Here is an 11,560-nt window from a genome sequence, read left to right on the forward strand (position 1 = left end):
CGGTGGGGTCAATGCGAATGGCGCGGGTTGCCGCGCTGCTCGATTACCTTCAGGTACAACGTGGCCGGTTCGAGGCAGCCGCCGGTGGACAGCTGGCCGACGAAGCGGCGATAGAGTTCCTGCCACGGCGTTTGCGCCTGCGGCACGGTGAAGCTTGCGGTCTCGCGGCGGCGCGCGAGTTCGTCCTCGTCGACGAGCACGTCGACGCTGCGGCGGTTCAGGTCCACGCGCACGCGGTCGTTCGTGCGCAGCAGCGCGAGGCCGCCCCCCACTGCCGCTTCCGGCGACACGTTGAGGATCGACGGGCTGGCCGACGTGCCGCTCTGGCGGCCGTCGCCCAGGCACGGCAGCGACGTCACGCCGCGCTTCACCAGCTCGGCGGGCGGCGCCATGTTCACGACTTCGGAACTGCCCGGGTAGCCGACCGTGCCGCAGCCGCGGATCACGAGGATGCAGCGCTCGTCGATGTTCAGCGCGGGATCGTTGATGCGGGCGTGGTAGTCCTCGGGGCCGTCGAACACGATCGCGCGGGCCTCGAACGTGTTCTCCGCGCCCGGCTCGGAAAGGTAGGTCCGGCGGAACGCGTCGCCCACCACCGACATCTTCATGATCGCGCTGTCGAAGAAGTTGCCCGACAGCACCATGAAGCCGGCGCCATGCTTGAGCGGCGCGTCGGGCGTACGGATCACGTCGCGGTCGGCGTCCTGCGCGGTGTCGGCGATCTCGCCGATCGCGCGGCCCGACACGGTCAGGCAGTCGCGTCGCAACAGCCCCGCCGCATCGAGCTGGCGCAGCACGGCGGGCACGCCGCCGGCGCGGTGGAAGCTTTCGCCGAGGTATTCGCCGGCCGGCATGCAGTTGACGAGCAGCGGCACGGCTTCACCGAAACGCTGCCAGTCGTCCAGGCTCAGCTCGACGCCCATGTGGCGCGCAATCGCGATCAGGTGCGGCGGGCAGTTGGTCGATGCGCCGAGCGCGGAGGCCACGACGATCGCATTCTCGAACGCCGCGCGCGTCATGATCGTCGACGGGCGCAGGTCTTCGCGAACGAGCTCGACCGCGCGCTTGCCGGTCGCGTAAGCCATCTGGCCGCGCTCGCGGTACGCGGCGGGAATGCTCGCGCAGCCCGGCAACGACATGCCCAGCGCCTCGGCCAGGCTGTTCATCGACAGCGCGGTGCCCATCGTGTTGCAGTGGCCGATCGACGGCGATGAAGCCGTGGTCAGCTGCATGAAGCCTTCGTAGTCGATCTCGCCGGCGGCCAGCAGGTTGCGTGCATGCCAGATCACCGTGCCCGAGCCGACCCGCTTGCCCTCATGCCAGCCGTCGAGCATCGGGCCGCCCGACAGCACGATCGCGGGCAGGTCGACGGTCGCCGCGGCCATCAGGCAGGCCGGCGTGGTCTTGTCGCAGCCGGTCGTCAGTACCACGCCGTCCAGCGGAAAGCCGTGCAGCACTTCCACCAGCCCGAGGTACGCGAGATTACGGTCGAGTGCGGCGGTGGGCCGGCGGCTTTGCTCGGCCAGCGGATGCACGGGGAACTCCATCGGAATGCCGCCCGCATCGCGGATGCCGGCCTTCGTGCGTTCGGCCAGCTCGATGTGGTGGCGGTTGCATGGCGCCAGGTCGCTGCCCGTCTGCGCGATGCCGATGACGGGGCGGCCCGATTGCAGTTCCTCGCGCGTCAACCCGTAGTTCATGAAGCGCTCGACATAGAGCGCGGTCATGTCTGCGTGCGCGGGATCGTCGAACCATTCCTGGCTGCGCAGACGGCGAGGGGTGTGTGACATGGCAGGCTGTCTCCGAAGGGCCTTCTTGATTTTGCATGCCGGATGGTACCGGTAACATCGATGGGATGTTAGCACGGGTTTTTTGCGTAGCGGAAGGGATTTCGTGTGCGCGTGGCGCAGATGCAGGCCAGGGGGCCGATGGGAGGCCGCGCATGTCGCGCGTCGGCGCACGCCCGGCCGTCGGCCCGTCAGGCGCTTTCCCGCGCGATGATCGTGTAGTCGATCCGGATGCTTTTCGACTCGGTCGGCTCGCCGCCGTCACGGGCTTGCAGCACCGCCAGCAACGCCTCGCCCGTGCGCAGCCCGATGCCGTACGCGTCGACCGACACGGTCGTGATGGTCGGGTGGCAGCAGGTCGCCACTTCGAAGTTCCCGAAGCCCGCCACTGCGATGTCGGCAGGCACTGACAGCCCGCGCCGGTGACATTCCATGATCGCGCCGAACGCCGACATGTCGCTCACGCACATCACCGCGTCGGTGTCCGGCCAGCGCTCCAGCAGCGCCGCCATCGCCGGCCCGCCGTGGCTCATCGTGATCGGCGATTCGCCGAGCCGCACGACGCGCGGTTTGCCCAGCCCGAGCGCCTTGATCTCCGCCTGGTAGCCCTTGAGCCGGTCCAAGCCGCGGCGATCCAGTTCGCTCGCGCCGACGAGAAAGCCGATGCGCCGGTAACCGCGCTCGGCCAGATGACGCACCATCGCACGGGCGGCCCGCACGTTCGAGAAGCCCACGGCGGTGTCGATCGGGTGCGTGGGCAGGTCCCACATCTCGACCACGGGAATCGCGGAGCGCTCCAATACCTTGCGCGTCGCGTCGGTGTGCTGCGACCCCGTCAGCGCGATGCAACGCGGCTGGTGCCGCAGCATCGAACGGACCAGCCGTTCTTCACGTTCGAGGTCGTAGTCGGTGTCGCCGAGCAGCAGTTGCAGGCCGTGCGGTTCGAGCGCATCGGTCAGGCCGCGCACGGTGTCCGAGAAGTTGGAGCTCGACAGCGACGGCACCAGTACCGCGACGAATTCCGAGCGCCCCGACGACAGCGCGCCCGCGGCGGCATCCGCCACGTAGCCGAGCCGGTCGATGGCCTCGCAGACCCGTGCACGCGTCTCGGCGGCCACGCTGTGGCCCGCGAGCACGCGCGATACCGTCATCTTCGATACGCCGGCAAGGCGCGCTACGTCGGACATGCGGGGCGGCCCGGCGGGCCGGACGGCGGTGGGGCTGGGCATCGGAATCGCGATCGGGAGAGAGCCGGAAAGGCTACATCATACCGGTGCGGCATATCGTCCAGGCACGGTCGCGGCGTGCCCGTCGCGGTGAGGGCCGTACTAGGGAAACCACGCGTCCGGCGACACTTGTACGTGCCTGTCGCGACGTGCTACCTTCGATTTTGTTACCGGTATCAACGTGCTGATCGCTCCCGTCGCCTCGCCGGCTTTTTTTTGCCACCGGATGTTATCGGTAACATCGATGCGTCAAACGCACTCGCCGGTACGAAGAAGATCGACATAAACAGGAGACAGACCGATGCCATCCCTCACGCAGGCCGCTGCCGCACCGGCCGCGGCCGACTCGTCCGAAGACGCCCTTTATCGCAAGGTCATGCGGCGCATCCTGCCGTTGCTGCTGCTCTGCTACGTCGTGGCCTACCTGGACCGCGTCAACGTGGGCTTCGCCAAGCTGCAGATGCTCGACGACCTGAGCCTGAGCGACGGCGTCTATGCGCTCGGCGCCAGCATCTTCTTCTGGGGCTATTTCCTGTTCGAGATGCCCAGCAACCTGTTGCTGCACCGCTACGGCGCGCGCTTCTGGATCGCACGGATCATGATCACGTGGGGCATCGTGTCGTCGTCGATGGCGTTCATCGTGCCGCTCGCGCAGTTCTTCCACGTGCAGACGACCACGATGTTCTACACGCTGCGCTTTCTGCTGGGGCTGTGCGAAGCGGGATTTTTCCCGGGCGTCATCCTGTACATGAACTACTGGTTCCCGGCGCGGCGCCAGAGCGTGGCGATGTCGGGCTTCCTGGTCGCGATCCCGCTGAGCCTGACGCTGGGCAGCGTGCTGTCCGGCTGGCTGATGGAGCAGACGCACGGCTTGTCGGGCATGAGCGGCTGGCAATGGATGCTGCTGCTCGAAGGGCTGCCGTCGATCGTCGTGGCGTTCATCGTGCTGGCGTGCCTGGGCGACGGCCCGCAGTCGGCGAAGTGGCTGTCCGCCGACGAAAAGGCGGTGCTGTCGCGCAACCTCGAAGCCGAGGCCGCGCACAAGTCGCACAGCATCGGCGCCGCGCTGCGCAGCCCGCGCGTCTGGCTGCTCACCTTCATCCTGCTGACCTTCAATACCGGCTTCTACGGGCTGGCGTTCTGGCTGCCGTCGATCATCCGCGCGTCGGGCGTGCAGAGCCCGCTGCATATCGGTGTGCTGACGGCCATTCCGTACCTGACCGCCATCTTCGCGATGGTGTGGAACGCCTCGCACTCGCGCAGGACCGGCGAGCGCCGCCTGCATGCGGCGATTCCCGCGCTGATCGGCGGCGTCTTCCTGATCCTGAGCGCGGCGTTCGCCCACAACGTGGCGCTGTCGATCGTATTCCTGACCATCGCCACGTGCGGCATCCTCGCGCTGATGCCGATCTACTGGACCTTTCCGGGGCAAATCCTGTCCGGCACGGCCGCGGCCGCCGGCATTGCGCTGATCAACTCGGTGGGTAACCTGTCCGGCTTCACGGGCTCGATGATCACCGGCGTCGCCAAGCAAATGACCGGCAACATCAACAACGGGACCTACGCACTGGGCGCGTGCCTGCTGGTCAGTTGCGTGCTGATCGCGGCGATTCCGCGCGACATCCTGCAGCCGCCGGTGGGGCGGTAGGGCATTCGCACGACGCCAGGTCGCGGTGCGAGGCCGGTACAACGGATGCGCCACGCGGAGAGTGGCCGGCACGACACCGCTGGCTACGGCATCGCATCCGGGCGCTCACGACACGCTGCGTCGCATCCCTCGCACCTGCAACCAAATCGCGGATATCAGGAAATAAAGCGCACCGACTCCCGCGTAGCCCGCGATCTTGACGATCGCGGGCGGCATCGGCGCATGGCTTTGGACGATGAAGAACAGGCCGGCCAGTGCCGATTGCGCACCGCTCAGGATCATCACCCACTGTGCGCCGGCAAGCTTCCAGCGTCGCACGGCGGTGCCGAGCTGCAGCACGCCGGAGAGAATCGCCCAGACGCCGAACACCGTGAGCACCGCATGCATGCCCGCATTCAGCGCCGGAAATACCGCCAGCGTCGTGACGGCGCTGATCGCGACGTTGACTGCCTGCGTGCGGTTTGCCGCCATCCCGCCGCTACGGGACAGGTCGACGAAATTGGCGAGCGCATCCCAGGCCGGATAAACGACCAGCAGGACCGCCGCGCCGGCCGCGCTCTGCCGGCCGACGGCAAACGCCAGCGCGACCCAGATCAGCGAGAATATCGCCCGGGAAAAGTAGTACCGTTTCAGCCATTGTTCGTCGGCAGGGGGACGAAATTCGGGGTAGCGGTCAGCCATTTGCACTCCTTCGTACATTGAATCGTCGTTCCGGCCGGCATGCAGGGCTTCCGCCATGCGGATGCGGTGCCGCCCGGATCTCCAGTGCGCCGAGTATCGCAATCGCCCGGCCTTGCCGCTATCGGTCAGATGTCCGATGGCGACGTCCTCCGGTTGCCTGCACCGAGGCGGGGGGACTTCGCGCCGGGCCGGCCGCGGCGAACCCCGAGCCCCGATGCTCATGCTCATGCACGCCGCGACGCCGTCGCGTATGATCGTTTTCCCATCCTTGCAAACGTCCCGGCCCCGCCCGATGTCCGACGCCCAAGCCCGTCACGCCCCGCTGCGCATATTCGACGCCGTACGCGCGCTGGCCTTCATCGGCGACCTCAGCATGGGCCAGCCGACCGACCATTCGCCGCGCACCGGCTGGCTGGCGGCGCAGCTCGCCCATGCGGCACGATTCGACGCATCGGTGTGCGACACGGCGCGCGAAGTGGCGCTGTTGCGCTGGTCGGGCTGCACGGCGAACGCGGCGGGTTTCGCGCAGGTATTCGGCGACGACGTCGCGATCCGCGCCGCGATGCTCGAGGGCCGGCCCGGCATCGCCGAAGCGATCGGCGGGGCGGGCGTCGCGCTGATCCCGCTCGCACAGATCCATTGCGAAGTCTCGGGCGAGGTGGCGCGAATACTCGGTCTGTCCAGCGCGACGGAAACCGCGCTGCGGCATATCTTCGAAACCTGGGACGGTAACGGGCTGCCCGCCCGGCTCGTGCACGAACAGGTGCCGCCCGCCGTGTCGATCGTCGCGCTCGCGGGCGACCTCGACGTGTTCAGCCGCACGTACGGCATCGAACGGGCCGTCGAACTGATCGGGCAACGCGCGGGGTCACGCTACCCGGCCATGCTCGTCGAGACGGCTGCGCGTGAGGCGCCGCGCTGGCTGGCGGCGCTCGAGCACATGGCGCCCGCCGACCTGGACGCCGCATTGGCCACACCGGACATGCAGGGCGCGACGTCCGCGGAATTGATTGCGGACGTCATCGATCTGAAACTGCCGTGGATGACGGGTTTTTCGCGTTCGGTCGCCGCGACGGCGGCCGCGTGTTACGGCCGTCTCTCGCCGGACGAGGCGGCGCGCGAACGCGTGTACCGCGCCGGACTGATTCATGGCATCGGTCGGGCCGCGGTGCCGAACGACGTGTGGAATCTGCCGACGCGGCTGCCTGCCAGCGCCTGGGAAAAGGTGCGGCTCGTGCCGTACTGGACCGAGCGCGCCGGCCGGCAGACCGGCGCGCTCGGCGAAGCCGCGGTGCTCGCGTCGTATGCCTATGAACGGCTGGACGGCTCGGGTTATTTTCGCGGCGCGCGCGAGGCGGCGTTGACGCTGGAGGCGCGCGTGCTGGCGGCGTCGCTGGCGTGGGTCGCGTTGCGCTCGGCGCGTCCGTGGCGCGCGGCGCTGAGCGATGCCGCGGCCGCTGGCCAGTTGCAGGAAGAAGCGGCGTGCGGCCGGCTGTGCGGCGAAGCGGTGGCCGCGCTCGTGACGGGTGGCGCGCCCTTGCTTCGGCGCACCGCCACGCGCCCGTCGCCCGCTGGCCCGCGCCTGTCCGCACGGGAAGTCGACGTCCTGCGGGCGATCTCCCGCGGCGCGAGCAACAAACAAGTCGCGCAGGCGCTCGCGATGAGTCCGAGCACGGTGCGAACCCATGTCGAGAAGGCGTTCCGCAAGCTCGAATGTTCGACGCGTGCCGCGGCGACCCTCAAGGCGTCGGCGCTGGGGTTGCTGTGACGCGCTCCGCGCTGCGGATTCGCCTTCGTGCGCGGAAGGACGGCCCGGCCTGCGCGGCCTTTGACACTCCGTCCGTGCAGTGGTTTGTCCCGCTTGTCGGAAATGGCGGTCGTGCCGTTCAAGACGGCCAGTCGCTCACCCGTTTCCGGCGATCCGGGGCCGTTGCGTCGGTGTCGGCCCAGCCGTACCCCAACGTCGCGATCGCGAAGTAGACGGCGCCGACGGCTTCGCAGGAAAGCAGCGCGCCGGCCAGCGCCGTTCGCGCCCCATCCGGGATCGTTCGCGACGGCGTGCCGGCGTGCTTGCCGCGACGCACCGCGATGCCGATCCGAAATAGTCCCGACAGGATAGCGAGCACGCCGAACGCGCGGGGCAGGCCGCTCGCCAGTTCGACGATGAACAGCTGACGTACCGACATTGCAGTCATCCTCCCGGTTCGGGTAGTCGCGTGACGTTGCCTATCCTGACACCCGATCGCTCGCGGCGCCATCGGACAAGTGACCGATGGCGCTCGCCGGAACCGATGCGTGGCGGCGCGCGATCGCCGTTACCGCGTGACCGCCGCTACGACATGCGCGAGAACATATCCGCGATGTGCCGATCGGGTTCGATATCGGTGAACGCATCGATATCGGCCATGACGTGAGCCGTCTCCGCGGACGCGAGCGCGGCGTCCAATGTCGTGCTGTCCTTGAAGCGGCACATCGCCACGACGATCAGTTCGCTATCCTCACGTGCCGGGAAGAAAGCGTCGACGTATTCGAGTCCGTACGGTTTCCAGGATTTTTCCACCAGCGGAATGTGCTGCTCGACGTAGTAACGGGAATCGAACCGCGTGCCCGCGGCTCGGCGATAGGAAACGACGAAAAACATGAATGACCTCCAGGTCGGACTGCTACGGCGGCGAATGTCGATACGGGAGACGACTGGCGATGACGGGCGATCACGGCCGTTTGCGCGCCGGGCCGAAGGTCGGCCGGGCAGCGGCCGGCAGCGAGGGGGGCGCGGCGGGTGCACGAGCGAGCGAGAGGCCCAGCGCGGCGCCGATGGCGAGGAACGACGAGATCGACAGGAGTGCGACGATGAACGCATGCGCGATGGCCGCCGGGTCCTGGCGCGTGCCGAGCACCGTATAGAAAATTCCGCCGATGATCGCCACGCTGAGCGACGTGCTGACCTGCAGCGTCGAGCTGACGATGCCGGCGATCATGCCGGACAGCGCCGGTGCGACGCGCCCCGTCACCATGCGCATCAGGGTCGGCAGCGCGAGGCCTTGTCCGAAACCGATGACGAAGAGAACGACGGTGAGCGGCACGGCAGTGAGCGGCATCCCGACCGGCGTGACGTCGATCAACCACGCGAGGCCGACGAGCCCGACGATCTCCAGGCTCATGCCGAACGGATTGACGTAAGCGCCGATGACACGCGAGCAGACAGGCGTCGACAGCGGGCCGAGCAGGAACCCCACGCCGAACGGCAGGAACACGAGGCCCGCGCTCAGCGCGTCGACGTGCAATGCATTCTGCAGATACACGGAGAACAGCAGGAAGAACGTGCCGATCGAGTACAGCAGCAGCGCGATCAGCAACGCCCGGCCCAGCCCCGGGGCTCGGAGCGCGGTCGGGTCGAGCAGCGGTGCGCCGCCGCGGCTGCCCAGCCGGCGCTCGTAGCGCCAGAAGCCCCACGCGAGGGCCGGCACCGCGAGCAGCGACACCCATGCCCATGCCGGCCAGCTCGCTTCGCGCCCCTCGATCAGCGGCACGATCAGCGCGCCCAGTGTCAGCATCGATAGCGCGGTGCCGCCGAGGTCGAGCTTGCGCGCATGCTGTGCACGCGTTTCCTTCAGCAGCGGAATCCCGAACAGGACGACCAGAATCGCCAGCGGCAGGTTGACGAGGAAGATCGTGCGCCAGCCGAGGTTCAACAGATTCAGCGAGATCAGGATCCCGCCCAGCGCCTGCCCGACCACGGCGGCGAGGCCGAATACCGCGCCGTACAGGCTGAGCGCGAGCGGCTTTTCCGATTCGGGAAAGATCGCCTGGATCGACGCGAGCGCCTGCGGCGCCATGATCGCGGCCGTCACGCCCTGCAACGCGCGGCCGACGATGAGCGTCCACGGCGAACTCGCGAGGCCGCACAGCGTCGAGGCGATCGCAAAGCCGATCAAGCCGAGGAAAAACACGCGCCCGCGGCCGAACAGGTCGCCCAATCGTCCGCCGGTGATCAGCGTCACCGCGTACAGGCCCGCATACGACGAAATGACGAGTTGCTCGGCCGACGACGAGGCGCCCAGTTCCGCGCGAATCGACGGCAGGGCGACATTGACGATGAAGAAATCCAGCGGCGGCAGGAACGCGCCGACGAGCAGGACCGAAAACATGGCCCAGCGACGCGGGTCGGGTGATACGGGGTCATTCCGTGACATGGATGGCTCTCCATACGGAACCAATCGGTTCCAAATTGGGTAAAAAATATCAGTCGAGGATGCGCATCGTGCGGTCGACCAGCGCAAGCATGTCGTGCTCGGGGACGCCGGTTTTCCCCAGCACGCGCATGCCCTCGACCTGGCAGACGAGCAAACGCGCCAGCACCTGTTCGTCCTGCTCGGGGATCTCGCCGCTCGCCTGGCCGCGGACGATCGCGCCCGCATAGAGCTGCTGCAGGCGCCGGAACATGCGCCCGGTGCGTTCCGCGACATCGGCATCGCGCGCGGCCAGCTCGGTGGTCATCGCGACCGCGAGACAGCCGCGCCGGCCGGCCTCGCCAATGGACAGCCGGGCATAGCGCAACAGCGAGTCGCGAATGGCGTCCTTCACGGGGCCGGGTTGCGACAGGATGTCGGCGGTCGCCTTGAGCCCGTCGGCCATATACAGGTCGAGCGCCGCCAGCAGCAGCGCCTTCTTGTCGCCGAATGCCTTGTAGAGACTGCCGCGCGACAAGCCGGTGCCGGCGATCAGGTCGGGCAGGGACGCGCCCTCATAGCCACGATCCCAGAAAACGTCCATCGCGTCGCGCGCGGCATCGCCCAGTTCGAATTCGCGCGGACGGCCCACGCCAGCCGGATTTGCCATTGATCGGTTTCGCAAACGATGCGGTGCCTGAAGTTGGATTCATTATATGGACCGATCGGTTCCGATGTCAATGCGCGTAGCTTGACCGGACACGGCGACGGCCGTCCTCGCGGACGGCCCGGATTCATCCGTTCAGTCGAGCCCGCCCTGGCACAGGTACTTGATCGACAGATAATCGTCGAGCCCATAGCGCGAACCTTCGCGACCATAGCCCGATTCCTTCACGCCGCCGAACGGCGCGGCCTCGCTCGCGAGCGCGCCTTCGTTGATGCCGACGATGCCCGTTTCGAGCCGCGCCGACACGCGCGCGATGCGCCGCACGTCCTGCGTGTAGAAATACGCGGCGAGCCCGAACGGCGTGTCGTTCGCGGCGTCGACCGCTTCGTCCTCCGTATCGAAGCGAAACAGCGCGGCGACCGGGCCGAAGGTTTCCTCGCAAGTGAGCTGCATGTCGGCGGTGGCGTCGGCGAGCACCGTCGGCGCGTAGTAGTTCGCGCCGAGCTCGGTCAGGCGCTTGCCGCCCGCGAGCACGCGTGCGCCGCGTTCGACGGCATCGCCGACGTGGCGCGCGATCTTGTCGACCGCGCGCGCGTTGATCATCGGGCCGATCTGCGCGGCCGGGTCGGTCGCCGGCGCGACCTTCAACGCGGCGACGCGTGCGGCGAGCTTCGCGGCGAACGCGTCGTAGACGCCGGCCTGCACGTACACGCGGTTCGGCGATACGCAGGTCTGCCCGCCGTTGCGGAACTTGGCGGCCATCAGCCCGTCGACCGCGGCATCGAGCTCGGCGTCGTCGAACACGATGAACGGCGCATTGCCGCCGAGCTCCAGCGACAGCTTCTTCAACGTCGCCGCCGATTCGCGCGCGAGCAGCTTGCCGACGGGCGTCGAGCCGGTGAACGTGATCTTGCGCACGCGGCCGTCGGCGAGCCAGTCGGCCGCCGCGTCGATGCCGCGTTCGCGCGACGCGGTGATCAGGTTCAGCACACCGGCCGGCACGCCGGCTTCCTGCGCGAGCAACGCGAGCGCGAGCGCGGTCAGCGGCGTGTCCTCCGCCGGCTTCGCGACCACCGTGCAGCCGGCCGCGAGCGCGGGTGCGATCTTGCGCGCGATCATCGCGAGCGGGAAATTCCACGGCGTGATTGCCGCGACGACGCCGATCGGCTCCTTCACCGCGCTCAACCGCTTGCCGCGCTGCTGCTGCGGGATCAGGTCGCCGTACGTGCGCGTCGCTTCCTCGGCGAACCACAGCACGTACGATGCACCGTACGCGACTTCGCCGCGCGCTTCGGCAAGCGGCTTGCCCTGTTCGCGCGACATCAGCTTCGCGAGATCGTCGGTGTGCGCGACGATCGCCGCATGCCAGGCACGCAGGATCG

At 68.1% G+C, this 11,560-nt stretch carries 10 protein-coding genes; 2 read left to right on the top strand and 8 right to left on the bottom strand.

Annotation, left to right across the window (positions count from 1 at the left end; all coding sequences use genetic code 11):
• Positions 1-8: 8 nt before the first annotated feature.
• Both JMF86_RS31815 and JMF86_RS31820 read right to left on the bottom strand, forming a co-directional pair.
• Positions 9-1,790, bottom strand: coding sequence for an IlvD/Edd family dehydratase (locus JMF86_RS31815; protein ID WP_011549855.1), 1,782 nt, complete (start codon positions 1,788-1,790; stop codon positions 9-11).
• A gap of 188 nt (positions 1,791-1,978) precedes the next feature.
• Complete coding sequence (locus tag JMF86_RS31820) at positions 1,979-3,016, bottom strand: LacI family DNA-binding transcriptional regulator (RefSeq protein ID WP_011549854.1); 1,038 nt, start codon at positions 3,014-3,016, stop codon at positions 1,979-1,981.
• A gap of 298 nt (positions 3,017-3,314) precedes the next feature.
• Here JMF86_RS31820 and JMF86_RS31825 point away from each other — a divergent pair, with 298 nt between their 5' ends.
• Positions 3,315-4,661, top strand: coding sequence for an MFS transporter (locus JMF86_RS31825; RefSeq protein ID WP_011549853.1), 1,347 nt, complete (start codon positions 3,315-3,317; stop codon positions 4,659-4,661).
• Positions 4,662-4,766: 105 nt separating this feature from the next.
• Here the strand turns inward: JMF86_RS31825 and JMF86_RS31830 are convergent, their stop codons facing one another.
• Positions 4,767-5,342 carry a DUF308 domain-containing protein gene (locus JMF86_RS31830; RefSeq protein WP_011549852.1) on the bottom strand — a complete coding sequence of 192 codons (576 nt, stop codon included), beginning with the start codon at positions 5,340-5,342 and terminating at the stop codon, positions 4,767-4,769.
• Between the two features lie 292 nt (positions 5,343-5,634).
• Between JMF86_RS31830 and JMF86_RS31835 the strand changes: the two genes are divergently transcribed.
• The gene (locus JMF86_RS31835; protein WP_054928661.1) at positions 5,635-7,110 is read left to right on the top strand and encodes an HD domain-containing phosphohydrolase; all 1,476 of its coding nucleotides are present in this window, start codon (positions 5,635-5,637) and stop codon (positions 7,108-7,110) included.
• Positions 7,111-7,228: 118 nt separating this feature from the next.
• Here JMF86_RS31835 and JMF86_RS31840 read toward each other — a convergent pair whose 3' ends face one another.
• The 5 genes from JMF86_RS31840 to JMF86_RS31860 all read right to left on the bottom strand — a co-directional run.
• Positions 7,229-7,537, bottom strand: coding sequence for a hypothetical protein (locus JMF86_RS31840; RefSeq protein WP_232338860.1), 309 nt, complete (start codon positions 7,535-7,537; stop codon positions 7,229-7,231).
• A gap of 137 nt (positions 7,538-7,674) precedes the next feature.
• Entirely contained in the window at positions 7,675-7,983 is a 309-nt protein-coding gene (locus tag JMF86_RS31845; protein ID WP_011549849.1) for an EthD family reductase, read from the bottom strand.
• 70 nt (positions 7,984-8,053) lie between these two features.
• Positions 8,054-9,535 (bottom strand): MFS transporter, encoded by a 1,482-nt coding sequence (locus tag JMF86_RS31850; RefSeq protein WP_011549848.1) that lies wholly within the window; start codon positions 9,533-9,535, stop codon positions 8,054-8,056.
• Between the two features lie 49 nt (positions 9,536-9,584).
• Entirely contained in the window at positions 9,585-10,181 is a 597-nt protein-coding gene (locus JMF86_RS31855) for a TetR/AcrR family transcriptional regulator (protein ID WP_011549847.1), read from the bottom strand.
• 132 nt (positions 10,182-10,313) lie between these two features.
• Positions 10,314-11,560, bottom strand: a 1,247-nt coding sequence (locus JMF86_RS31860) for an NAD-dependent succinate-semialdehyde dehydrogenase (protein WP_201317272.1), incomplete at its 5' end; no start/stop codon positions are given.

It is taken from the genome of Burkholderia sp. E168m15, from assembly GCF_016586105.1.
Lineage (GTDB): Bacteria > Pseudomonadota > Gammaproteobacteria > Burkholderiales > Burkholderiaceae > Burkholderia > Burkholderia orbicola.